Annotated in this window: 23 protein-coding genes and 2 pseudogenes; 8 read left to right on the forward strand and 17 right to left on the reverse strand. The window is 69.1% G+C overall.

Translation table 11 applies throughout. The annotated features are described in order from the left end of the window. Positions 1 to 4: 4 nt before the first annotated feature. The 7 genes from ACZ4S3_RS19995 to ACZ4S3_RS20025 all read right to left on the reverse strand — a co-directional run bounded on the left by ACZ4S3_RS19995 (position 5) and on the right by ACZ4S3_RS20025 (position 5,410). Complete coding sequence (locus ACZ4S3_RS19995; RefSeq protein WP_467935944.1) at positions 5 to 424, reverse strand: hypothetical protein; 420 nt, start codon at positions 422 to 424, stop codon at positions 5 to 7. Positions 425 to 544: 120 nt separating this feature from the next. Then, positions 545 to 742 (reverse strand): hypothetical protein, encoded by a 198-nt coding sequence (locus ACZ4S3_RS20000; RefSeq protein WP_467935946.1) that lies wholly within the window; start codon positions 740 to 742, stop codon positions 545 to 547. Between the two features lie 145 nt (positions 743 to 887). Next, positions 888 to 2,477, reverse strand: a complete 1,590-nt coding sequence (locus tag ACZ4S3_RS20005) for an amidase (protein WP_467935948.1) — start codon at positions 2,475 to 2,477, stop codon at positions 888 to 890. Next, complete coding sequence (locus ACZ4S3_RS20010) at positions 2,474 to 3,694, reverse strand: MAB_1171c family putative transporter (protein WP_467935950.1); 1,221 nt, start codon at positions 3,692 to 3,694, stop codon at positions 2,474 to 2,476. Before ACZ4S3_RS20010 ends, ACZ4S3_RS20005 begins: the two co-directional genes overlap by 4 nt. A gap of 15 nt (positions 3,695 to 3,709) precedes the next feature. After that, positions 3,710 to 4,255 carry a hypothetical protein gene (locus tag ACZ4S3_RS20015; protein WP_467935952.1) on the reverse strand — a complete coding sequence of 182 codons (546 nt, stop codon included), beginning with the start codon at positions 4,253 to 4,255 and terminating at the stop codon, positions 3,710 to 3,712. A 48-nt stretch (positions 4,256 to 4,303) separates the two neighbouring features. Continuing rightward, on the reverse strand, positions 4,304 to 4,750 hold the full coding sequence (locus ACZ4S3_RS20020) for a hypothetical protein (protein ID WP_467935953.1): 447 nt from the start codon (positions 4,748 to 4,750) through the stop codon (positions 4,304 to 4,306). Between the two features lie 174 nt (positions 4,751 to 4,924). Further along, the gene (locus tag ACZ4S3_RS20025; protein WP_467935955.1) at positions 4,925 to 5,410 is read right to left on the reverse strand and encodes a winged helix-turn-helix transcriptional regulator; all 486 of its coding nucleotides are present in this window, start codon (positions 5,408 to 5,410) and stop codon (positions 4,925 to 4,927) included. Between the two features lie 70 nt (positions 5,411 to 5,480). Here ACZ4S3_RS20025 and ACZ4S3_RS20030 point away from each other — a divergent pair, with 70 nt between their 5' ends. Then, positions 5,481 to 6,308: an NAD(P)H-binding protein gene (locus ACZ4S3_RS20030; protein ID WP_467935957.1), complete on the forward strand. Its 828-nt coding sequence runs from the start codon at positions 5,481 to 5,483 to the stop codon at positions 6,306 to 6,308. Between the two features lie 1,331 nt (positions 6,309 to 7,639). Next, on the forward strand, positions 7,640 to 8,236 hold the full coding sequence (locus ACZ4S3_RS20035; RefSeq protein WP_467935959.1) for a dihydrofolate reductase family protein: 597 nt from the start codon (positions 7,640 to 7,642) through the stop codon (positions 8,234 to 8,236). A gap of 296 nt (positions 8,237 to 8,532) precedes the next feature. On the opposite strand, the gene ACZ4S3_RS20040 is transcribed toward ACZ4S3_RS20035, so the two are convergent. Next, entirely contained in the window at positions 8,533 to 8,898 is a 366-nt protein-coding gene (locus tag ACZ4S3_RS20040) for a winged helix-turn-helix transcriptional regulator (RefSeq protein ID WP_467935960.1), read from the reverse strand. A 299-nt stretch (positions 8,899 to 9,197) separates the two neighbouring features. On the opposite strand from ACZ4S3_RS20040, the gene ACZ4S3_RS20045 reads away from it, so the two are divergent. Further along, positions 9,198 to 9,380: a DUF4180 domain-containing protein gene (locus ACZ4S3_RS20045; protein WP_467935962.1), complete on the forward strand. Its 183-nt coding sequence runs from the start codon at positions 9,198 to 9,200 to the stop codon at positions 9,378 to 9,380. A gap of 287 nt (positions 9,381 to 9,667) precedes the next feature. Here ACZ4S3_RS20045 and ACZ4S3_RS20050 read toward each other — a convergent pair whose 3' ends face one another. Beyond that, positions 9,668 to 10,348 carry a hypothetical protein gene (locus ACZ4S3_RS20050; protein WP_467935964.1) on the reverse strand — a complete coding sequence of 227 codons (681 nt, stop codon included), beginning with the start codon at positions 10,346 to 10,348 and terminating at the stop codon, positions 9,668 to 9,670. Positions 10,349 to 11,137: 789 nt separating this feature from the next. Here ACZ4S3_RS20050 and ACZ4S3_RS20055 point away from each other — a divergent pair. After that, positions 11,138 to 12,757 carry a M4 family metallopeptidase gene (locus ACZ4S3_RS20055; protein WP_467935966.1) on the forward strand — a complete coding sequence of 540 codons (1,620 nt, stop codon included), beginning with the start codon at positions 11,138 to 11,140 and terminating at the stop codon, positions 12,755 to 12,757. Positions 12,758 to 13,200: 443 nt separating this feature from the next. Here the strand turns inward: ACZ4S3_RS20055 and ACZ4S3_RS20060 are convergent, their stop codons facing one another. From ACZ4S3_RS20060 to ACZ4S3_RS20070, 3 genes and pseudogenes are all read right to left on the reverse strand, one after another. Then, positions 13,201 to 14,277, reverse strand: a complete 1,077-nt coding sequence (locus ACZ4S3_RS20060) for a mechanosensitive ion channel family protein (protein WP_467935968.1) — start codon at positions 14,275 to 14,277, stop codon at positions 13,201 to 13,203. Between the two features lie 1,265 nt (positions 14,278 to 15,542). Beyond that, positions 15,543 to 16,445 (reverse strand): annotated as a pseudogene (locus ACZ4S3_RS20065) (ATP-binding cassette domain-containing protein); the annotation flags it as partial. Further along, positions 16,352 to 16,549, reverse strand: a pseudogene (locus tag ACZ4S3_RS20070) (ABC transporter permease); the annotation flags it as partial. The pseudogenes ACZ4S3_RS20070 and ACZ4S3_RS20065, both read right to left, overlap by 94 nt. 8 nt (positions 16,550 to 16,557) lie before the next feature. Between ACZ4S3_RS20070 and ACZ4S3_RS20075 the strand changes: the two are divergent. Continuing rightward, on the forward strand, positions 16,558 to 17,280 hold the full coding sequence (locus tag ACZ4S3_RS20075) for an alpha/beta hydrolase (RefSeq protein ID WP_467935970.1): 723 nt from the start codon (positions 16,558 to 16,560) through the stop codon (positions 17,278 to 17,280). Positions 17,281 to 17,366: 86 nt separating this feature from the next. Here the strand turns inward: ACZ4S3_RS20075 and ACZ4S3_RS20080 are convergent, their stop codons facing one another. Further along, on the reverse strand, positions 17,367 to 17,792 hold the full coding sequence (locus ACZ4S3_RS20080) for a nuclear transport factor 2 family protein (RefSeq protein ID WP_467935972.1): 426 nt from the start codon (positions 17,790 to 17,792) through the stop codon (positions 17,367 to 17,369). Between the two features lie 114 nt (positions 17,793 to 17,906). Here ACZ4S3_RS20080 and ACZ4S3_RS20085 point away from each other — a divergent pair, with 114 nt between their 5' ends. Both ACZ4S3_RS20085 and ACZ4S3_RS20090 read left to right on the forward strand, forming a co-directional pair. Then, positions 17,907 to 18,476 carry a PadR family transcriptional regulator gene (locus tag ACZ4S3_RS20085; protein WP_467935974.1) on the forward strand — a complete coding sequence of 190 codons (570 nt, stop codon included), beginning with the start codon at positions 17,907 to 17,909 and terminating at the stop codon, positions 18,474 to 18,476. Then, positions 18,463 to 19,287 (forward strand): SGNH/GDSL hydrolase family protein, encoded by an 825-nt coding sequence (locus tag ACZ4S3_RS20090; protein ID WP_467935976.1) that lies wholly within the window; start codon positions 18,463 to 18,465, stop codon positions 19,285 to 19,287. Before ACZ4S3_RS20085 ends, ACZ4S3_RS20090 begins: the two co-directional genes overlap by 14 nt. 28 nt (positions 19,288 to 19,315) lie before the next feature. Here ACZ4S3_RS20090 and ACZ4S3_RS20095 read toward each other — a convergent pair whose 3' ends face one another. Genes ACZ4S3_RS20095 through ACZ4S3_RS20110 form a run of 4 tightly spaced genes read right to left on the reverse strand, consistent with a single transcriptional unit; the run spans position 19,316 to position 22,003 of the window. Beyond that, positions 19,316 to 19,768, reverse strand: coding sequence for a lasso peptide biosynthesis B2 protein (locus ACZ4S3_RS20095; protein WP_467935978.1), 453 nt, complete (start codon positions 19,766 to 19,768; stop codon positions 19,316 to 19,318). Further along, the gene (locus ACZ4S3_RS20100; protein ID WP_403498489.1) at positions 19,765 to 20,016 is read right to left on the reverse strand and encodes a lasso peptide biosynthesis PqqD family chaperone; all 252 of its coding nucleotides are present in this window, start codon (positions 20,014 to 20,016) and stop codon (positions 19,765 to 19,767) included. Before ACZ4S3_RS20100 ends, ACZ4S3_RS20095 begins: the two co-directional genes overlap by 4 nt. Continuing rightward, the gene (locus tag ACZ4S3_RS20105) at positions 20,000 to 21,835 is read right to left on the reverse strand and encodes a lasso peptide isopeptide bond-forming cyclase (protein WP_467935981.1); all 1,836 of its coding nucleotides are present in this window, start codon (positions 21,833 to 21,835) and stop codon (positions 20,000 to 20,002) included. Before ACZ4S3_RS20105 ends, ACZ4S3_RS20100 begins: the two co-directional genes overlap by 17 nt. A 33-nt stretch (positions 21,836 to 21,868) precedes the next feature. Further along, positions 21,869 to 22,003, reverse strand: a complete 135-nt coding sequence (locus ACZ4S3_RS20110; RefSeq protein WP_169314248.1) for a lasso RiPP family leader peptide-containing protein — start codon at positions 22,001 to 22,003, stop codon at positions 21,869 to 21,871. A gap of 386 nt (positions 22,004 to 22,389) precedes the next feature. On the opposite strand from ACZ4S3_RS20110, the gene ACZ4S3_RS20115 reads away from it, so the two are divergent. After that, on the forward strand, positions 22,390 to 22,974 hold the full coding sequence (locus tag ACZ4S3_RS20115; RefSeq protein WP_467935984.1) for a hypothetical protein: 585 nt from the start codon (positions 22,390 to 22,392) through the stop codon (positions 22,972 to 22,974). Positions 22,975 to 23,177 lie beyond the last annotated feature (203 nt).

Here is a 23,177-nt window from a genome sequence, read left to right on the forward strand (position 1 = left end):
CCTTCTACTGCCGCTCGTTCGCCGGTTCGACGGAGTGGGGCGTCGCGCCGCGACGAGCGGCCACGGCGTCGAAGAGGGTCCAGCCGTCCATCCACGCGGCCAAGGGGGTTTCGGGGTGCCACCCCTTGGCACGAGCCTCGTCGAGCAGGGCCCTGACCGTGCCCGGCTCGTGCAGGTTCAGGTGCCCGCCCTCGGCGGTGCCGACCGCCCCGGAGGGCATCAGTCCGTCCGGGACGACTCTGCCGCGGCCCTCCCGGAAGGCGATGCGGAGACACCCTCTGGCCTTGAACCGGCGGATGACGAGGGATTCGCAGCAGCCTTCGTACCGGCCGTCGCCCAGCGCGCGATGGGTGTGGCCCAACGACCACAGGAACGTCTCCCCGTCGACGACGAGGCGCCGCGCCTTCTTTCCTCTGCGAGCCATCCCCAGAGGGTATCGGCGCACGACGAGTGGATGTCCGGGACCGCCAACCGGACCGTGCACGCGGTGCGGCACATCGGCAGGTCGGCGGTTCGAAGCCCCCTCGCCTCCGCGCGCCAGGCGTCATGCGGCCGCCGTGACCCCGGCCGCCGCACGCTCCGCCCTGGTGGCCAGTCGCAGGACGACCGGCTTGGCGGACCACTCTCGACCGCCGTCGGGCGGTCGCAGGTACACCTCGCCATAGCGTTCGGCTTCCTCCATGACCTGGCCGACCTTGGCGCGCTCCTTGTCCCACACCCATGCGCCTTCGCGGTACGTCATCTTCTCCCCCTCATGGGAAGTCGACGGACGTCAACTCCCCGCACTGTCTGATCAGTTGCTGGAAAGGCCGTAACTTTCTTGCGGTGCGGGCTTGTCCCGCCCCACCCCCGTGGGGGCAGGACAAGCCCGGGTCAGAGGTTCCTCGTCACGCCGCGAACGCGGGCGGCTGCGAGGGCTTCGGCAGGAGCTGCGCGAGGTGCTTCGCCACATCGATGACCGTGCGGTCCCCGAGGTACGGGCCGATGATCTGGATGCCCAGCGGCAGCCCGTCAGCGGTCTTCCCGGCCGGGACGATGACGGCGGGGAGCCGGACGTGACTGGTCATGTTCAGCCAGGTCGTCTGGTCGAAGTAGGGCCGCTTCTCGCCGTCCACCGTGATGTACCGGCTCGGGACCGGGGTGGAGGTCTGGTCGGCGACGGCTGCCGTCGGCGCGGCCGGCGTGATGAGCACGTCGTGCTTCGCGAAGTAGTCGGCCCAGCGGCCGCGCAGCTTCTCGCGCTCCTCGTTGGCGAGCATCCAGTCCCGGTGCCGCATGGTCCGCGAGTGGAGGAAGAGACCACGCGGGTCGTCGGCGGGGATCTTGTCGGCGGCCTCGATGTCGGCCGCGAACGCGGAGTCGGTGGCGGTGGCGCTCGCGGTGGCGTACATGAGGCGCTGGAACAGCCTGTCGCTGTCGGCCAGGTTCACCGGCCGGGTGGAGTCGTCGACGGTCGCGCCGGCGGAGCGGACGAGCCCGGCGACGGTCTCGAGGAGGGCCCGGGTGTCCTTGTCGACGTGGCAGTACGGATCGTCCTGCCAGACGCCTACCCGGTAGTCGCGCAGGCGGCTGTGCTTCGGCGCCGGCAGGTCGATCTTCCACGCGGCGGCGTCGGACGGCGCGGGCCCGGCGAGGACGTCCAGGAGGAGATCGAGGTCCTCGGGCGTACGGGCGAGGGGGCCGAGAGTGATCATGTCGGAGCTGGTGAGCCAGCCCGGCGGGCGGGGAATGTGGCCACGGGTGGAGACGATGCCGTAGCTCGTGCGCAGGGCGTACACACCGCAGTAGGCGGCGGGCAGGCGCAGGGAGCCGGCAAGGTCGCTGCCGACCTCGAGGCTGGTGAGACCTGCGGCGACAGCGGCGGCCGGGCCGCCGGAAGAGCCGCCGGCGGTACGGTCCGCCGCGTGCGGGTTGTTCGTCGTGCCGAAGATGGGGTTGCTGGTCTGGATGTCCTGACACATCGTCGGGACATTCGTCTTGCCGATGATGACGGCACCGGCCGCGCGGAGCCGGGCGACGGCGTCGGCGTCCTGGTCGGGGACGTGGTCGGCGAGATCGGGAGAGCCGCAGGTGGTGCGCATCCCGCGCGTCTCCAGGGCGTCCTTCACGGTCAGCGGCAGACCGTGGAGCGGTCCCAGGGGCTTGCCGGTCTCGGCCAGGTGCCGGTCCGCCTTGTCCGCGGCCGCGCGGGCGCCCTCGGCGTCGAGAGTGACCACGGCGTTCAGGCCCGGGTTGGCCTTGGCGTGGTGTTCCAGGTACTGCTCGACGAGGTCGCGGCTGGATACTCTGCCCCGGCGCAGCGCGGAGATCTGCTCGCGGGCGGGCGCCAGGTGGAGCGCCTTGCGCGGGGTGGGCTCGGTGGACCGGGCGGGCTGGGCGGTGGCGCCGCCGCGCGAGCGCGCGGCCGCGGAGGACGTCATGGTGGCCGCTGCGACGATGGCCGTGGAGGCGACGAGCAGCGTGCGGCGGAGGGTCACGTGCGGGCTCCTGATGTGGGGGTGGAGGCGTCGGGGGCCGCCGGCCGTGGTGGAGTGAAGAACGAGGCGACACGCTGGAGGTGGCGCAGCTCCTCTTCGGTGGTGGCGAGCGGCAGTTCGGCTTCGGCATCGGCGTAGTCGGCGGGGGTGTCGACCGGCTTGTTCTGGTGGTGCCGGACAAGGGCGTCGTGGATCTGGTCTGCGGTAACGGCCGCGGCGAGCTTCGCTCCGGTCAGCCCTTCGGCGCGGCGGCGGATCTCGGAGTCGGCACGGGCGGCCGGGTCGAGGTAGCGGCGCAGCATGTTCTGTCCGTCGCGGATCTCGACCCGGCGGCGCAGGAGGGGGAAGTGGACGCTGCGGCGGTGCAGGATGTCGTCGCGCTGGCGCGTGGGGCGGCGCAGGGCGATGCCGGAGTCGGCCCGGTCCATCGCACTCCACAGGTGACGCAGGCGCCGGTAGCGGACATGCGCGGTGGCCCAGTCACGGGCGGACTTCGTCCGGGCGGCCAGGGTGGGCAGGAAGTACCCGATCTGGGTGAGGGTGGAGCCGACGTCGCCGCACAGCCAGGCGTACGGGTCGAGGCTCTTCACGCTGAACCCGAAAAGGGCACCGAGGACGGCGCCGATACGGATGGCGCTGTAACCGAGGGTGATGACGGCGCCGACGCTGATGAGCCGCAGACCGCCGACGATCGACGCGCTGGCCGCGTCCCGTGCGTACTTCCAGCACGACCGCGCGAGGTAGACCTCCGCCACGGTGTACGTGCCGATGTAGAGCGTCATATACGCCTGGAAGAACGGGTCATGGGCGTAGTACAGCGAGAAGTCGACCGGCCGTTGTGTGGCCGGCGTCAGGAGCACGAACAGCACGACCATGCCGACGATGACGGCGGCCGCCGCGGCGAGCAGGGCGCGGCTGCGGCGCCGGGCCGCGGCGAGCGGCTTCGACCAGTGGGCGAGGACGATGGCTTGCAGGGCGAAGACGAGGACCACGCAGCTCTGAGCCAGGGGCACCACGATGTTGGTGACGCCCAGGGTGCTGTCGATGCGCACCCATACCCAGGTGATGGATACCGCGTAGCTGAGCGCGGAGAACAGGTACGTGAAGGCCAGCGCAACCAGCGCGGGGTCGCGGCGGTCCCTGCGCAGGTCACGCAGCAGGAAGAGGAATCCGGACCCGGCGATGGCCAGACACAGGGGATGCAGGACGTCTTTCACGGGAGCCTTTTCCGTTCAGCGCAGCAGCGTGCGGGCTATCGGGTCGGCGTCCCGTGAACTGCGGGACGCCGCCGAGCGGGACGTGCTCACGTGCTCCAGCAGAAGGGATCCGAGCATCTCGGCTTCCAGTTCGTCGGGGTCTGCGTAACGAGTGCGGCCGAGCACCAGCTGAATGGTGGCGGGATCGATGTCCGTGATCAGCCCGCCCAGATTCCCGGCCGGCACCTGGAGTCCGCCGGGGTGACGCTTGAGCATGTGGGCCAGCTCGTGCCCGATGATGGCGTCGGCGTGGGCCCGGCTGATGCTCGGGTCGTAGAACACGTAGTCCGTGGTCTCCGTGGCCAGCCACAGGCCGCAGGGGGCGGATGCCTGGAGGGCATCCGGGTCCGAGGCGTCGGGGGTTACGGGCATGAGACGGATCGAGCGGTCGAGCCGCTGTCCCACAAAGGGCACCAGGTCCTGGACGCTGCCGACGGGAGGAAGATCCAGATCTTCGACGAACTCCCGGCTGCGCCGCTCTACCTCGTCAGCGGCTTCGCGGTCACGGCGTCGGCGCCACATGCGGATTCCTCTCAAGATCGGCAGGGCTGGAACGGACAGTGCACTGGATTACGGCTGTTCGGGTTCGGCCGGCAGGCCTTCCTGCTCGCGTACGGCGTCGATGGCCTTCAGCACTTCGCCCAGGCTCTCGTCGGACAGGCCGATCGCGCGCAGGGCAACCTGCTTCACGCCGGCCCGGCTCAGCTTCCCCAGCAGCTCGAACTGCGCGGTGACCTTCCGCGTGATCTCGTCCTCGACGAAGTAACCGGCCTCCACGCCGAAGAACCGGGCCAAGAGCGGCACCAGCGTGATGGTCGGGGTCCGTTGGCCGTTGCGCAGCATGCCGAGGTAGGCGCCGGTGAAACTGTCGTCGCCGTAGGAGGAGATCGTCCGGGCGACGTGCGCGTTGCTGAACTCCTTTGCGCCCGGCGGCCGTACCCGGTCGAAGAGATAGTTCAAGCGGTCGGCGAACGAAGCACCCGGGCCCGGCACGGGCACGGTCGGCTTCTCCGACATCCCGGTACCCGGCCTCTCGTCTTCTTGAGCCACGGTGTGCCGCCCCCTCTCGATCTCCCTAAACTATAGTTGACGGTGTCACAGCCGGATGCCCGGGTTCAAGTCCATTGGCGAAGTGGGATGGCGGGCGGGGACACCCGAGGACCAAACCCTCACTTCGTCGGTCCCGTGCGGTCAGCGAACGTCCGAGTCCGGATGGGCCGCCTCCCATGCCTCGCGGGAGGCGGCGATGGCCGGGCGATGGGCGATGGACCAGTCGGCGAGGGTCTTGACGAGGTGGGTGAGGCTGTGGCCCATCTCCGTCAGCTCGTACTCGACCTGGGGCGGGATCGTCGGATACACCGTGCGCTTCACCAGGCCGTCGCGTTCCAGGCGACGGACGGTGAGCGTGAGCATGCGCTGCGATATGTCACCGGGGATGGCGCGCTGGAGTTCCTTGAAACGGCGGACGCCGGAGGCGAGTTCGACCACGACGTAGACGGACCACTTGTCGCCCAACCGGTCCAGGACGTCGCGGACGCCGCACTCGTCCTGCGGCGTCTCGCAGGTGATCACGGGCTCGGCAGCCACCGGAACGGCCGGGCTGGTTGCGGGAGTGGCTGTGGGGGTCGTTGCAGGAGTGGCTGTAGGGGTGGTTACCACGGTGTGCCCTGCTGACATGAAAGTGCCTCCTTATGCGAGTGAGCTCCTCTGTTGAGGATGGAACCACACAGCTCAGGAGGGACTTCTCATGATTCTGGTCACCGGCGCCACCGGCGCACTCGGACAGCTCGTCGCCAAGAAACTGGCGGCGCGCGACGACGTGGTACTCGGCACCCGCACGCCCCGCTCCCCGGCCGAACGGCGCGTCGACTTCGATGACCCGGCAGCGCTCGACTTCACCGGCGTGGACACGCTGCTGCTGATCTCCGCCGGCTACGGCGAGGACGACGTCGTCATCGCCCGTCACGACGCGGCCCTCTCCGCGGCCGAAAAGGCGGGCGTACGGCACGTCGTCTACACGAGCCTGAGCGGTGACGGTGACCACCTGGCGTACGCACTCGCCCATCGCTGGACCGAACGCAGGCTCCGCCAGAGCTCCTTGGAGTGGACCGTCCTGCGCAACGGCCTGTACGCCGAGTTCCTCGCCGCCATCGCCGCACCGGGCCCCGACGGGACGATTGCCGCGCCTCTGGGCGAGGGGCGTCTGGCCGCAGTCGCCCGCGAGGATCTCGCGGAGGTGGCGGCCCGCGTGGTAACCGCCCCGCGGCAGCACGCCGGACGCACCTACGAGCTCGTCGGAGAGGAAGCCCTGGGCGGCGCCGAGCTGGCGGCCGCGGTCGGCGGTGCGTACGAGCCCGGTTCGCTCGCCCGGACCCGGGAGGCGATCATCGCGGCCGGGGACGCCCTGCCCTTCCAGGTGCCGATGCTGGTGGGGACGTACTCGGCGATCGCGGGCGGCTTCCTGGACGGCACCGGCATCGAGCACAACACGCTGCGCGAACTGCTCGGGCGAAAGCCGCAGTCCGCGCTGGAGGTGTACGCAGCCTCGCTCGCTGCGGTGCACCCAACGCCGTAGACCGACGAACGAGGGCTCCGGCGACGACCCCTGCCGGTCTGTCGTACGCGAGCTTCACGTATGTGCCGCTGGAGGCATCGCGACGCGCCACGCCCCGGCCGACGGCCAGGCGGCGGGCCGGAGTGCGCGCCCCCAAGACGGTCTCCTTCCACGCCCTTTATGCGTCGAGTAAGGCCACGGCCGAATGCATCGCACCCACCCATCACGCCTCAGCCCGAACACGGCCGGCGCGGCAGCATCATCAACGCCATGACGCCCGGGGGGACTTCACCGACAGGCCGCACCATCCAGGCAAACGCCGGATGGCTCCACCCCACCCTGGTCGGCCGACGACGACGCGGTGGGGCAGACATTCCGCAGGTGAGCGATGGGGCGCGCCTTTCGCAGAGGAGCGAGCGAGCGGCATGATCGTCGATTCCGGCGAGAATTCCGGCGAGAACCAGGCAGATGTCCCGAACACGCCGTCTCGCGCGTTTGCAGCCCATTGGGGTGGCATTATTCCACCGACTGGTCGTAGCGTGTCGGCAGAGGAGCAACGACAGCCCCGCGGGGACGTTCGGCCCGTACCAAAGACCGCACCCTGCGCCGCAGCCGGTGTCCACCCATGCGAAGCGGTTGAGGAGCGGTTATGCGAGGTCACAGGGCAAAGGCGGCATTCCTGATCTGTGCGGGGGCGGCACTTGCAGCAGCTACCGTACCGGCGCCCGCCTCCGCTTCTTCGGGGCCGCCGACGCGAGCCCGTGTAGCTGCCATCGACTGCGCCGGGCAACCACAGGTCCGCCCCGGCGCCTTCCTGCTCGCTTGCGGCGACGGCAACAACGTCCTCAAATCGCTCCGGTGGTCGCAATGGCAGCCGCAGTCCGCTGTCGCCGAGGGAAGCGATGCGGTCAACGACTGCCGACCCTTCTGCGCAGCAGGCCACTTCCACAGCTACCGCGTCCACGTACGATTCGACCACCCACAGCACCGCCCCGGTCACCCTGGGCAGTGGCACTACACTCGGATGACCCTCACCTACCCAGCAGGCAGGCCGGCCGACACGCCCCCCGTCGTCACCTCCCAGCTCTGGAGCTGACGGGACCCGCGAGCTCCAGGGGCGGACGGTTGAGACATACCGACGCAGGACTGCATTCTGCACTCCCCACGCCTCGCCGCCAGGACTGTTGCGCACGCGGATCTTGGTCGTGGATGATCACGCCTCGTACGGCATGGCGATCTGACGAATGGTCAAGTGGGCACTCAGCCGCAGGATCGGATGAGCGCGATGAATTCGGCGTGGCGCGACAGTCTCTCTTGCCGTAACCCCGGAGCGAGGAAAAGGAGCGAGTCCCATGCGCATCGTCATCAGTGAGTTCATGAGCTTGGACGGCGTCGTGCAGGCGCCGGGCGGACCCGACGAGGACACCGACGGTGGCTTTGCCCATGGCGGGTGGTCGCACCCGTTCTTCGATCCGGAGGTGGTGGGCGGTGCGTTTACCGACGCGATGACCAAGGCCGAGGCGCTGCTGTTCGGGCGCCGCACATGGCAGACGATGGCCGCGGCGTGGCCCGAGCGAGCCGGCGACCCGTTCGCCGACCAGATGAACGCCATCCCGAAGTACGTCGTGTCCCAGACGCTGGGCGACGACGGGCTGACGTGGGAGAACACCACGCGCATCCCTGGCAACGAGGCCGTAGCCCGCATCCGGGAACTGCATGAGAGAGATGGTGGCGACCTGCTGGTCATGGGCAGCCCCACGCTCGTACGCACCCTCCTGCACGAGGGCCTGGTCGACGAGCTCCGGCTCATGATCATGCCGGTGCTGCTCGGCGGCGGAAAGACGATCTTCCTCGACGACGGTGCGCTGCGCACGCTCGAGCTGGTCTCCACGGTCACCAGCGGCACGGGGGTGCAGGTATGCACCTACCGGCCGGCCGCCGAGCGGTAGGGCGGGGCATTCGGGGCGCCGAGCCGTGCCACAGGGCCGGGGGCGATAGGCCTTGCGGGGGCGACGGCTCACGCGAAGAGAAGGGGACGTCCCACGGGCTCTCGGGACGTCCTCCGAAGGTCCTCAAGCCCATCGATCGACTCGGGACGCCACCCGGACACGCCGAAGGGCCACAGCCACCGGCGCGACGACGGCCCCACCCGCCTCGGCGCCTGAGCCATCTCGAGGCGACAACGCTCGCACCACAGTCTCTACGGTCTCCTCACCACCGCGCACCCTCCCCCAACGCGCGCCGGCTATGACACCTGATCCGGTGGGTCAGGTGCCCACGTCCCGAGCTCCGCAGCCCAGCGTTCGGACCACCCGTGCAGGCCGCCCAACATGTCGCAGGCCTCTTTCCCGAGCGCCGTCAGGCAGTAGCCGTCAGCAGTGCCGCGCTCTACCAATCGAGCCTCCAGCAGCTCGACCAGACGCTGCTGAAGCACACTCGAGGACATGCCATCGCACCGCTGCTGCAACGGCCGGAACCCCAACGGCTGGTCGCGTAGTTCCCACATGATCCGCAAGGTCCAGCGTCGGCCGAACAGGTCAAGTGCGGCCATGAGGGGCCGGCCCGTGGTGGAGCCGCGGACTGGGCGTCCTGGTCTGGGAGCCGAGGGCATCTCGCTCGGTGGTTCCTTTCCAAGCAGGCTGGCGCTTCGATTTCAGAAACACTACCCCCTCCTCGGCGAAGGGAAAATCGAAGCATTTGGAGTTGGAGGGGGGCAATGTCCGCAGTGGATACCGCGAATGGAGTCGTCCCCAACCCCCGGAGATGCATCAGTACGCGCCGAACCAGCCCTGCAGCGCGAAGAGTCGCGGTCAGCGACGCAGACGCGGGGTCGATGCCGTCAATGCAGGCATCGGCCATGCGCGAGTTGAGGTGAGACCCAGTTCCCTGGCGCCAGTTACGCGAACCAGAGTGAGTCACGTCGATGCCGCGCCGGCAGCGGGCCCCCGCGTGGGGATCGTCGTACTCGGCAACATCTCCCGCCATACGACGGCCAGTTCGGCGCTGCGGGACTTCGTCCGTGAATGCAACCGTGGGCGGCAGACATGGTTCCTCGCCGATGTCGAGGAACTGCGGGAGCGGCTGCAGGCCTGAACGGTGCCGCCGCCTGGCCCACGCCCTGACCCGGCTCGCCTCGGATGCCTCCGCTCGCCGCAGCACCGACTGGCCGGCGCTTCCCACGGACGGTGAACTGAGCACTCGCTGCGCCAGCCCGGCCGAGGTAGCGCCGGCTCGACCAGGTACGGCAGTTCACCGCAGCCGCGTACCCCCGACGGCCGGGAGGCACGGCTACCGAGGCGTCGGGCGCCGGCACGGGGGCGCGGGGGCGCGGGCACAGGACCCGAACCCATCGCGCTCCAGCACATCAGCGCGTCAGCACGTCAGTGCTTCACCACAAACGCCCTATCCTTCTTCACGCCGGAAGCACACGAAGCCTTCTCCGCCGTGGTCATCTTGCGGGTCTTGACCGTTACGGCATTGCTCTGGCCGTCCGTGCCATTGGACGCGGGCCCCGTGACGGTGTCGGGCACGAACCAGAAGTAGTGTCCCCACTTCGGGCTGTCGTAGTGCGTCTGCCAGGTCCCCGATACGGCTTGCATGACCTGAGCGCGGGAGATCCAGCCCACCTCACCGGGCTTCACCGTCATGTTCAGGGAGCTGTTCTCGGTATGCGAACTCGACCAGGTGTGGCTGTACGTCGCGGTCACGCTCAGATCGATAAGATCGGCGATCTTCCCGCCGGCGGTCACCGAGACACCCGCGGAGTCCGTCGAGCCCACGGTGTCCGACCAACCCATCGACTGCGTGGCGTCCGAAGTGCTGCAGTTGTAGAGCGAGTTGGAGACCTGCCGGAAGTCCCCCAGGTACGCCTTGCCGAGGGTCGGCTCGTTAAAGCTGCATTTCCCCTCACCCGAAGCGCAGTCGGCTATGAGCCGCTCGCGGGTCGGGCCGTCATCCGCGGCTGCCGGCATGGCCATCGCCGTGACCAGCCCCAATGCCGCCGTGGACAGTGCCATCAGCCGGCTTGCGTACCGGATTGTTGTGTCGTTCCGCTTCGTCATCGTGCCGATTGCCTCTCGTGCCACCGCTGTTGCGTTCGAGACTGGTGTAAAAACTGTTCCAACTACACCAAGAGTCGGCAAAGTTGTAGTTGATGGTGAAACAGTTCTCTATACCCGGGTTGGAGACCGCACAACGGCCACGCATCTCCGAGGCCATGTGCGCGGTGAACCCGCCGGCGTCGCTCTCGGCTCGGCGTATCCCCTTCGGCACCCCTTCCACCCGAAGCCGTCTATGCGGCCCCGCGCACGCCCGGCGAATACCCGGCGATTGAAGGAATGGCGTCCGTTCCCGTAAGCCTTCCGGGTGTGGGCGCGCGAAATCCAGTTCGTGGGATTCAACCGGCCCGGACCGTGGGTCTGGTTCGCCACCTGTCGGGATCGCCACCGTCCGCGCCGGTCCCGGCCGGGAGTTCGCCTTCGACGTCACCGCGTTCGGGCTGTCGTTGGGGGCGGCACCCGCAGGCACCCAACCCCAAGAGCCTGACCAAGGGCCTAACTCAAGGCCTGCCCCAGAACCTGACCAAAGGCCTGCGTCAGAGCATGAGACCGGGGCGGAGACAAGAGCGGAACCAGGGCCGAAAGCAAGACCTACATCAGGCCCTGGAGAGGGTTCACAAACCGATCCCATTGGTAAATTTATTGTTTCTTGCATGTTGAACATCTGTCAAAAGAAGTCAACTCATGGCAATCTCACGGCGATTCACTTCTGCTCCACCGGGCACCCCACCCCTCGGCTGCCCGGCCACCTCTTGGGACCGCGACCCCGCGGCCCTCATAAGGGAGACCGAGTTGAGACGGATCTCGTCCACCCCCCGCAAGAACACCCTGCGCGCTGCGGCGCTGGTCGCCTCGGCCGCCATGGTCGCCGTCGGCGTCCAGGCCGGATCGGCCAGCGCGCAGCCGGACCACGCGACCGGCGCGTCGGCGGTCCACCTCTCCGCCGCGCAGCGGGCATCCGCGTTCCAGGATGCTCAGAACAGCGCCTCCGCCACCGCCGCGAAGATCGGCCTCGGCACGCAGGAGAAGCTCGTCGTCCGGGACGTCATCAAGGACGCGGACGGCACGGTGCACACCCGGTACGAGCGCACCTACGCCGGGCTGCCCGTCCTCGGCGGTGACCTGGTGGTACACCAGGCCAAGAACGGCAGCCAGAGCGTCACCAAGGCGACCAACGCCCGTATATCCGTGGCCAGTACGTCCGCCGCGCTCGCCCCCTCCGCCGCGAAGAAGAGCGCACTCAGCGCTGCCGCCGCGCAGAAGGACGCCAAGACCAACACCTCCGCCGCGCCGCGCAAGGTGATCTGGGCCGCCACGGGCAAGCCGGCCCTCGCGTACGAAACCGTCGTCACCGGCGTACAGAAGGACGGCACGCCCAGCGAACTGCACGTCGTCACCGACGCGACCACGGGCAAGAAGCTGTTCCAGAACGAGGCCATCGAGACCGGCACCGGCACCAGCACCTACAGCGGCAAGGTCGCGCTCACCACCACCAAGAGCGGATCGACCTACCGGCTCACCGACGGTGCCCGCGGCGGCCACAAGACGTACGACCTCAAGCAGGGGACGTCGGGCACCGGCACGCTCTTCACCGACGCGGACGACGTATGGGGCGGCGGCCGCCAGACCGCCGGCGTCGACGCGCACTACGGGGCGGCCGTCACCTGGGACTTCTACAAGAACACCTTCGGCCGCAACGGCATCCGCAACGACGGCAAGGGCGCCTACTCACGCGTCCACTACGGCAGCAACTACGTCAACGCCTTCTGGGACGACGGCTGCTTCTGCATGACCTACGGTGACGGCGAGGGAGACTCCCACCCGCTCACCGCCCTCGACGTGGCCGCCCACGAGATGAGCCACGGCGTCACCGCGGCCACCGCCGGTCTCAACTACAGCGGCGAGTCCGGCGGCCTCAACGAGGCCACCTCCGACATCTTCGGCACCTCGGCCGAGTTCTACGCCAAGAACGCCTCGGACCCGGGCGACTACCTCATCGGCGAGAAGATCGACATCAACGGCGACGGCACCCCGCTGCGCTACATGGACAAGCCCAGCAAGGACGGAGCCTCGGCCGACTACTGGTCCAGCGGCGTCGGCAACAAGGACGTCCACTACTCCTCCGGTGTCGCCAACCACTTCTTCTACCTGCTGTCCGAGGGCAGCGGCGCCAAGACCATCAACGGCGTCCGCTACAACAGCCCCACCTACGACGGCTCCAAGGTCACCGGCATCGGCCGGGACAAGGCCGAGAAGATCTGGTACAAGGCCCTGACCACGTACATGACCTCCACCACCAACTACAAGGCCGCGCGTACCGCGACCTTGAAGGCGGCGGGCGACCTGTACGGCACGACCAGCGCCGAGTACAAGGCAGTCGGCGCCGCCTGGACAGGCCTCAACGTGAAGTAATCACCGTCGCGTGATGCGTCCCAGACACCGGTACCCGCATCGGTACCGGTGTCTGGGACGTGACGGTCTCATGGCGGAATCGGCCCCTGAGACAGCATTCCGCGGGGCAAAGGGCGGACAGATCCCGGGAGAACTCCCCGTCGCAGTAGATCGATTCACCTGAATCTCGCCCGTGCAGCGTGCAGCGGCACGGGCGGCGTGCAGCGGATGGTAGTGCGTTCCCGATTTTCTGGAGCACGAGTGTGAGTTTTCATCGGGATCCCAGACGCCTATCCGATACGTATCAACGGCCTCCGTGCCCCTGACCTTTGCGAACAAGATTGTGCTCCCGAAGCGGTGGGAACTTCCGCCAAGGAGATAGCCATGAACAGCCCGGAACCGAATCTCCCGGAACACGAAGACTTTCCGTGGTCCATCTCCGTGGCAGACCACCCACCGCGTCCCTACGGCACCAGGTCCGACGTCCCACGCTGGTGCGGAATCGCGATCCCGTCGGACGGATGCAATGCCACGGTCCGCGTCGGGGCGGGAATCTTGATGCCCTCGGCGCGGTACCGCTGGTGCAGGCGCTTGATGAACTCGTGCTTGATCCGGTACTGGTCGCTGAATTCGCCGACCCCCAGGATCACCGTGAAGCCGATCCTGGAGTCTCCGAATGTGTGAAAGCGGACGGCTGGTTCATGGTCGGGGAGAGCACCGCTGACGTCGGTCATCACGCTTTTGACGACCTCGATGGTGACCCGCTCGACGTGTTCGAGATCGCTGTCGTAGCCAACTCCCGCCTGTACCAGGATCGACAGTCGCTGTTCCGGCCGGGTGAAGTTGGTCATGTTGGTGCCGGCCAGCTGGGCGTTGGGGATGATCACCAGGTTGTTGGAGAGCTGACGCACCACGGTGTTACGCCAGTTGATGTCGACGACATAGCCCTCCTCGCCGCTGCTGAGCCGGATGTAATCACCGGGCTGCACCGTCTTCGACGCGAGGACATGCACGCCTGCGAAGAGATTGGCGAGGGTGTCCTGCAGTGCCAGGGCCACCGCAAGGCCTCCCACACCCAGGGCGGTGAGCAGCGGAGCTATGGAGATGCCCAGCGTCTGCAACACGACGAGAACGCCCATCGCCAGCACCACGATGCGGGTGATGTTGGCGAATATGGTGGCCGATCCCGCCACTCCGGATCTGGACTGGGCCAGGGACCTCACCAGGCCGGTGATCACCCGCGCCGCGGTGAGCGTGACGACCAGGATGAGCAGCACGGTCAGCGTCCGGTTGACGTTGTGTCCGATCGTCGCCGTCAGCGGCAGCGCAGCGGTGGCCGCCGCCAGGCCGGCGCAGATCGCCGCCCAGGGCACCACGGACCGCAGCGCATCCACGATGACGTCGTCCCCGCTCCACCGCGTCCTGCGCGCGTGCCCGGCCAGCCACCGCAAGGCCGCCCGCAGCAACAGGCCGGCCGCGATGCCGGCGGCCAGCGCGGCCCCGGCGACGATCAAGTCATGCAGTGTGAGCGCACGGTTCACCGGCCGACCCCCACTGCCCGGAGAAACGGCTCTGCCGAGCACCGGATGTGATGTTGCGTCACCTTGCCACCTGCTTGTCTCTAGGACTGTGAATGCGTCGGGACGTCCGCGGACATCCCGACGCGAACTGCCATCCTGCCGCACGCGGTGCGGCACACAGCGGGTGCCCCAGGAGAGCGAGAGTCCGCCAGATCGGTGTGGGTGTGGGGCCATTCGCTTCCCGGCGGCGTTGGCGCGCCTGGTGTCACTCCGGCAAGCTCATCGTGGCGCGGCCGAGGTGGAGGGCCTGCCACCCTTGCGGCCACGGCGCCTGGGCACAGCAATCTGGCCGGACGGCTGCGGATCGCTGTCCGGATTACGTGTCATCGCCCTCGACGAACTCCGCCACCGCGGGACCCCAGCAGGCTCCGGCATGGAATGCGTATCCCATATCATCGGCTTACACGGTTACCGCAGTGGTCAATTGGGGCACGGGCGTCACCAGGCTCTGGCAACCCAACTCGCACATTTATCGCCTGCCGTCTGCCGAGACCGTAACAGCCTCACTGGAGGGCGCGCGAGATTGGTTACTCGGCCAGACATGCGCCCGGAGCGTAGCCGTGCCGCAAATAAGTCAGTGCGCGCCGCTTTTCCTGGAAATAACCGGTTAGGCGTAAGGATGATGGAACAGCAGAAGCCGCCCAATTGTGATCTCACTCGGCGGCGGCGCGTTCGTCAAGCCACCTTCACTGCTGGAGAAGTGCGGCAGAACCCACAGCACCACACCGGGAGTTCAGATGAAAATTCGCAGGTCTGGAACCGTGCAGGCGGCCAGCGACGCACGACAGGAGGCCATCATCCGGGCGGACGAAGACGGGGCCGATGTTCTTGCTCCCTACGCGGAATTGCGGGAGCCGGGCGGCGGGCCGGCGACTCTCCGGCCGGGTGAACGAGTGACCTACACCCGTGAAGAGCGGCCGCAGGGACCGATCGCGTCTGACATTCGTCGCTAGCGATCAGAGAAGAAGGATTCTCCGCTCACGCATACCTGCAGCTGTCGCGGGTCTTACCGACTGCATGGGTGAGGGTGGGGCGGTCCAACCCGAACAGCAGGGCCGGCGCCAGGTAGCGGCGGGCCCCCGCTCGCGGCACAGCACGACGAGGTCTTCCGGCTTCTTGATGCTGATCCAGATCCCGGGGCAGCGCGCCATTTCGGCAGTGGGGGGCGCTACCTGGTATGGCGTTTCCGTGTGGACGGTATGCCGCGCACGATGCAGGGTCGGCCTCTACCGAGCTGTGCCCTGGGACGAGACCGCGCGGCCGCCGGGCAGGGCACCGGACGCGCCGGGCGACGGCTGCAGCAGTGTGGCGGTGAGTGGGTGGTGGGGGGCGGTGAGTAGGCGCTCGGTCGGGCCCTGTTCGACGAGGTGGCCCGCGTCGAGGACCGCGATTCGGGTGGCGAGGGTTGCGGTGTCGCGATCGTGGGTGATGAGGACCAGGGACAGTTCCGGGCGGGTCTGCAGGAGGCCGGCGAGGAGGGCGAGGAGGCGCCGGCGGGTGACGGTGTCCAGGCCGGAGGTGATTTCATCGCAGATCAGGACCCTGGGGCGGGCCAGCAGGGCGCGGGCCAGGGCGGCGCGCTGGAGTTCACCGCCGGAGAGCTGTCCGGGTTTGCGGCGTACGAGGTCGCCGGGGAGACCGAGGGCGCTGAGAGTGAGTTCGGCGTCGGTTACGGCTTCGGGCCGGGGGACATTGCGCAGGCGTACGGCGCTGCGGGCCACCTGGTCCACGACCGGGCGGTAGTCGTCGAATGCGGCGCGGGCGTCCTGAAAGACGTACTGCACCGCAGCCAATTGCTCGCGGGTGCGGTGACGGAGGCTCTTGGGCAAGGCGGTGCCGTCGAGCAGGATCTCTCCGTCGTAGGTCCGGTGGAGCCCGGCGAGGCATCGGGCGAGGGTGGTTTTGCCGCTGCCTGAGCGGCCTATGACGGACAGACAGGCGCCGGGGTCGAGGCGCAGATCCGTGGGGTGGACGACGGTGGTGGTGCGGTGGCGGGCGGTGAGGGCGTCCACCTGGAGGGCGGGGGCGTGACCGGGGCGGTCGGCGGCAGCCAGCCCAGGCGCAGCGCGAAGAGCGCGACCAGCAGCACCCCGAGGGCGAACTCTGGCACGGCGTAGACGCCCAGGGTCACCGAGCTGATGACGCGGTCCGCGAGCCGTCCTTCGTACCGGGCGGCGAGGACGCCGAGCCCGCCGGCGACCAGTATCAGCAGGAGCAGGGTGAGCGTGGCGAGGCCGGGCCTTGCTGCGTCAGCGCGAGGCGTTCTTCGCCTGGGCCGCCCGCCACGAAAGGCGCTTCGGGCTCGGTGCCGGCGCCGCGGCCGTACGTGCCGCATACCTGCGGGTGCGCGACGGCCTCGCCAAGCACCCCGTGGGCGGCTTCGGGGCGGCGGAGTTCGACCGCACCGTGTACCGGGCGCTGGGCCGTACCGAGCGCTGGGCGGGACTCGCCGACGGGCTGCGGGCGTATCTGCGCGACGGCACCGTAGAGCCGCTCCGCCCGGCAGAGCCCTTCGACGGTGTGGCGTCGCGTACCTACGAGGCCGCCAACCGCACGGTCAAGTGCGCGGACGGGCAAGCGCCCACCCCGGCCCACGTCGTGGCCGACCTCCGGCGCATGCGGCGGCTCGATCCGCAGCCGGTGCTGACCGGGATGGAGGCCTCGGTGTGCGTGTACTGGCACCACCGGCCCACCCACCGCACACACCTCGGCAGCCCCGAGGCGCCGCCGGCCCTGCTGATCGCCTCCGAGCACGACCCCGTCACCCCGATCGACGGCGCTCGCACGCTACGGCGCAGGCTGCCCGGCGCACGTCTGGTCACCCTGCACAACGACTACTCACACGGGGTGTTCGCCAGCCGGGGCAACCGCTGCGTGGACGATGCGGCCGCGGCCTACCTGGTCGACGGGACCGTGCCGCGCGCCGACGTGCACTGCTCAGGGCCCGGACTGCCCACACCGTGAACCTCGTTGCACCACCCCTGGCCCCGCGCCCACGCACCGAGGAATGCTGAGCACCGTCTCCTCGCTCACGTGCGCACGCGTCGTAGCTAATCCTTGCCGGGGACGAGGCCGTCGGCGACCAGGCCGGTGAGGACCGCCTCGCCCAGGGCGTGTACGGCGGACTGGGGCCGGACCATCACGGTGAACTCCTTGACCCGGCCCGTCTCGTCGAACTGGAGGAGGTCGATGCCGTGGATCTGCTTGCCGTGCACGGTGGCCCGGAAGAGCAGGACCGCCGACGGAGCTTCGTCGCCGTCGGTGCTGGTCTCGGCCGTGCCCTCGAAGTGCCCGATGTAGCGGAAGTCCTCGAAGGTGCGCAGCAGTACGCCGAAGAGCCCCAGCACCATGGGCTTGCCCTCGAAGGGGGTGAACTTCACCGGGCTGTAGAGGCGGATGTCGTCGGTGAGCAGGTCGTCCAGTGCGGCGAGATCGCGCTTGTCCACGGCGGTGCGGAAGCGTTCGGCAGTCTCCATGGCGGCAGTGTCCATGACCCCTCCAGATACTCATGAATGTGATTAGTCATTTTCTTGACTATGACTGAGTATGATGCTGCACGGGCGGACGAAAAAAGGGAAGGGGTTGCTTCGATGGCTTTGCGGCATGCCGTGCTGGCGGCGTTGCTGGACTGCGAGTACAGCGGATACCAGCTGGCGAAGGCGTTCGACGTCGGCGTCGCGAACTTCTGGCACGCACTTCCTCAGCAGCTGTACGCCGAGCTGGCCAAGCTGGAGAAGGAAGGGCTGGTCACGGGCCGGCAGGTGGTCCAGGAGACCCGGCCGAACAAGCGTCTGTTCCAGGTCACCGACGCCGGTATCGCCGAGCTGGAAGCATTCGCGGCGGCCGCTTCGAAGCCCTCGTTCATCCGCGATGACCTGCTCGTCAAGGTGCAGGCCGCCGACCGCATCGGCACCGCGCCGGTGATCGGACAGCTCGAAGAGCGCGCGTCCGCGGCCGAGGCCAAGATCGAACTTCTCGGCAAGCTGCTGCGGCGGATGCGTGGCGATGCGGATGAGGAGGAGTTCCTGCGCCGGGGCGAACGGATCGGGCCGTACCTGACCTGTCTGCGCGGCCTGACCTTCGAGCAGGGCCACCGCGACTGGTGCCTGCGTATCGCCGCCGTCCTGCGGGAAAGGCAGGCGACGCATGCCGAACGGTGAATACCTGCGCTACGTCGCCCTGGGCGACAGCCAGACCGAAGGACTCGGGGACGGCGACGACACCACGGGCCTGCGCGGTTTCGCGGACCGGATCGCCGAGCGCCTCGCGGCCGTCAACTCCTCGCTCCAGTACGCCAATCTGGCCGTACGAGGACGCCTCGCCGGCGAGGTCCGCGCCGAACAGCTGGGGCCCGCCCTGGCCCTGCGCCCCGACCTGGCCACCGTCGTCGCCGGAGTCAACGACCTGCTCCGGCCCCGGTCGGACACCGCAGAGGTGGCCGGGCACCTGGAGGAGATGTTCGCCGCGCTCACGGGCGCCGGAGCCCACGTGGTCACCCTCACCTTCCCGGACGTGGGGAAGATCGCTCCCCTTGCCCGGCCGCTCAGGGCCCGCGTGTTCGACCTCAACGCCCGCATCCGCGCCGCGGCCGCCCGTCACCACGTCACAGTCGCCGAAACCGCCGCGCATGCCGTCACCACCGACCCGCGGCTGTGGACCGCGGACCGGCTGCACGCCAGTCCCCTCGGACACGAGCGGATCGCCGCGGCCGTCGCCCACGCCGTCGGCCTCCCCGGAAGCAACGACGCCTGGACGCTCCCCCTGCCACCGCAGGCGGTCCCCACAAGCCGGCAAGCGGCGGCAGCCGAGCTGCGCTGGGTGGCCGCTTTCCTCGGCCCGTGGCTCGTACGCCGTCTGCGCGGCCAGTCCTCCGGCGACGGCCGCACCGCGAAGCGCCCCCAACTCCTGTCGCTGAAAATCACGCCTGACTTCCCGTCAGACACCGCTCAAGGGCAACGGGAGCCGTCGTAGGGCCGGGCCGGGGCCGCTCGAGGACGGCTCATCCGTCCACGCCGGCCCCTGCCTTCGCCTCGTCCCGGCGCAGCGGGGGGATGGAGATCAGCGGTTTGAAGTGGCCCTTGGGGTGGGGTTCGCCGATGGGGTGGTTGTCGGCTTCCACCCAGGCGTGGGCGGCGAAGGGGTGGGTGCGTACGCCGGTGCACCAGGTGGGCCAGACGCCGCGGGTGCGGCAGAGCAGGGCGGTGGCGATGGAGCGTTGCAGGCAGCCCTGGCCGGCGCAGCGCAGGCTGACCGAGACGACCGCTTCGCGGGCCGCGAGGGCCTGGTCGGCCGTGGCCGGGGCCGCGCCGCGGCGGGCGAATTCGAGGACGGTGCGCAGCCGGGCGGGTTTGGCCTTGGCGAGCAGGCGGGCGAAGCCGACCGCCAGCAGGGGCACCAGGCGGCGGTGCGGGGGCAGTCGGCGGCGTTCGGCCAGCGCGACGGGCATGCTCACGCGATCACCAGCTCCGCGGTACGGAGCTGGTCGATCACGGTGGTGACGTCTTGGTCGGCCCGGGAGCGGTCTATCCGGTGCCGGGTCGCGACGCCGGCCGCGATGTCGTCGGGGCTGTGGCCGTCGAGGAGCTGTCGCAGCACGTGGGCTCCGGTGGCGTTGAGCTGCCAGTACCGTCCGGTGCGTTCGTTGAGCAGCACGGTGCCGTCGTCGGTGTCGGTGGAGACCACGTCAGGATGCAGACGCATGGTCGTCGAACCTCCAAGCAGGGGTGGGTCGGGTGGCGGCGCGTAGCCACGTTTCGCAGCCGATCAGGGGTTCCAGGGCGATGCCCATGGCGTTGTCCGCCTGCGGGGCGAGCAGGCGGGTGCGCAGTTCGCCGGGGTCGATCAGGCCGTGGGCGGCCAGTGCGGAGTCGGCGAACAGGTCGAGAATCGCGGGCAGGTTGCGGCGCAGTCCGGAGCTGGCTTCCTCGCTGAATTCACCCTTGGTGGAGCGGCCCAGCACCGTCTCGGGCACGATGCCGCGCATCGCCTCGGCCAGCAGCGGCTTGTAGCGCCAGGGGCCGGAGTGCTCGTGGACGCGGACCCGCAGGACGGCTTCGACGACGCGGTCGTCGAAGAACGGCGAGTCGAGCTGGACGCCGGCGTCGGCGAACGGGCGGGCCAGCATGCGGTACCAGGGGGCGCTGGTGCGCACGGCGAGCAGCGACTGGTGCTGCCCCAGGTCGCGGGAGAGCGGCTGGGCGCTGCCTGCGGTGTGCCGTAGTGCGCGCCGGGCTTCCTCGACGGCCGTGCCGGTGACCCAGGACGGGGCGCGCAAGGGCCACAGGCCCCAGCCCAGGCTGGGGCGGCGCTTGTGCAGCGGCGGGTCGGTGAGGTGATCGGCCTGCGCCCGCCACCATGCCGCCTCGTCACCGGGGTGCGCCAGGGCGGCCAGGGTGTGCAGCAGCGGCCAGCGCTTGAGTGCGGCGTATCCGCGGACGTGCCGGATCGCGGTCAGCGGACGGCGGCGGAGCAGCTGGTGCAGGTAGCCGGGGAACGGGGTGAAGAGTTCGTCCCCGCCGTGGCCGGCGAGATGGCGGCGCGATCCGCGGTCGGCGAGCAGCTGCGCGGTGTGGTGTGTGCGTGCGGCGGTACGGACGAAGGGGTAGGGCTCTTCGGCGTCGATCGGCGTGTCCGCGTCGGCGAACAGTGCGGGGAGTTCGGCGGGGGGCACCACCAGATGCTCGGCCCGGTCGAGGGTGCCGATGGAGTGGGCGGCGAAGGCGGCGTCGTCGTTGCCCGCCTCGGCCTCGCCCCAGCGGAACGTCAAAAGGTCCGGGACGTTGCGGGCGGCGAGAAAGCACAAGGAGGTGGAGTCCATGCCGCCGGACAGGTCCGTGCTCAACCGGCCCTCGGCCGGTCCGCGGTCCTGCATGGCGGTGGCGAGCGTCTCCCGTACGGCCTGCGCCCCGGCCGACAGCGGCTGTTCGGGGGCCGGTGGCTGCCACCAGCGCACCTCGCGGGCCCGTTCGCGGTCCCAGACCAGGCAGTGGTCGGGAGCCAGCGGGGAGATGCCCTTCCACAGGGGCCGGTCGCTGAGCGGAGACGGGACGAGACCTCCGCAGGCCACCCGTACGGCCAGGGCATCTTCATCGATTCCGGCGCCGGTCATCGCGGCCAGGACGTCGGCCCGGTCCGCGGCCACCGTCAGACCCTTCACCCGGGCGTGGAACACCCGGCGCAGTCCGGTCAGGCTGCCCTGGACGCGCAGCTGCCCGTCGACCGAGGCGACCACGTGGCAGGAGCCCGGCAGCGCCGCCGCCAGGGTGTCCACATCGGACACCGTCCGTATCCGCGCGGTGAGTTGGGACAACCGCGTGGCGGTGACCGGGCAGACCCCGATCACCGCCACTCGAACCGGGCCCGCGGTGGCAACCTGGATTTCGCCGGGTGACCACCGTCCCGCCAGCCATGGGCGTCCTGACGCATGCGAGTACACCCGCGGTGCCGCCCAGGGCACCACCGCGCGAGCCTCGGCTGCGGACGCCGTATCCGGCAGGACCACGAACCCAGTACCGGTCATCTCTGCTTGCTCCTGAGAGTCAGCTGTCGACGATCAGCCGCCGTAGTGGCCGAAGATGTCCTTGCCCCAGCCGATGAAGCCCAGCGTGTCCTCGCTGAACTCGCCGACCTCGACGAGCATCGGGGGCGCGTACGGCTCTACGTTCGACAGCTCGGTCTGCTCTTCCATAACAGCCTCCTTACGTATAAAACGGCAGTCATCCGACCACCGGTTACAAGCTAACACCCAGACAGGGGGCTTGATCGAACTTTTTTACGATCTTGTCGGTGGTGTCCGATCCGGACGGTTGCGTTCCGGGCCAAGGCCGCTGACGGGAGCGTGGATTGAGCCACTTGGTAGGTCAACTCGGCCCCGGAAAAGCATCGTCCGAGCCCCCTGGCCCCGCACTACCGTCCGCCGCTTGCCGGTGGACGAACGACGTAGACGACGAGGACGCCGAAGGCTGAGCTGAGCTTGTTCTTTATGGTCTGACCTGGTTGGGCTGGGTGTGGATCATGTCGGCGTCGCATAGGTGCCGGCCGGCCTGGGGGTGCTGGGCGCCCCGTAAACTTCCGATGCGCCGAGTAACGCGGTCCCGCCCGCCGAGCGGATCCACCTCCCGCCCGGAACTGCGGAAGCATGTGAAGCAGGGCCTGGTGGCGGCTCAGCGACTGGCCGGGAACCTCGGGCCGTCATGGGCAGTGCGCTACTGGGACGAACTCCGCCGGACGTCGAAGTGGGTGTGTTGGGGCTGCGAGCGCCTGCACTGGGAGCGCGACAGTCACGGCACACCTCCGCACCCGGTGGACCTCACCGTCGAGGGCGAGTTCCAGTTCGGTCCGCTGCGCTCCGAAGGATTCGGGGACTTCTTCCCCGATGATCCGGCTGCGGCCCTGAACCTGTCCGACGGCCTCGTCGCCGCGCTGTACGGGTGGGCGGACGAGATCGACACCACTCTGAATCTGGACATCCGCGACAGGGTGGAGGGCAAGTACGACGACACCTGGCAACAGCTGTTCCACGAGGGCAGAGACCTGGCCGGACAGGTCGCCCACGAACTCGGTCCCGCCCGGACGGTGACTTACAAGGGTCTGGCGAACGGCGGCCTGGCCGCGATGACGTACGTCGCGTGGCGGGGGGACCAGGAATGGCCGGCGTGAGTCGGACGCGACGGGCAGAGGCGGAGAGCTGACCCGTGTGCCGCCTCTTCACCGGTCCCGCCATGTCCCCGGATTAGCCTGGCCCACCATCACTCGGGCCTGGGGAGTGAGTCCCACAGATTACCTAGGGGCTTCTCACCGGGGGGCCGGATGCCGGCAACGCGTAGCGCAGAAGCAGATGGTGGATCCGCGGAGCGCTGGGG

Source organism: Streptomyces sp. NPDC028368 (assembly GCF_055565615.1).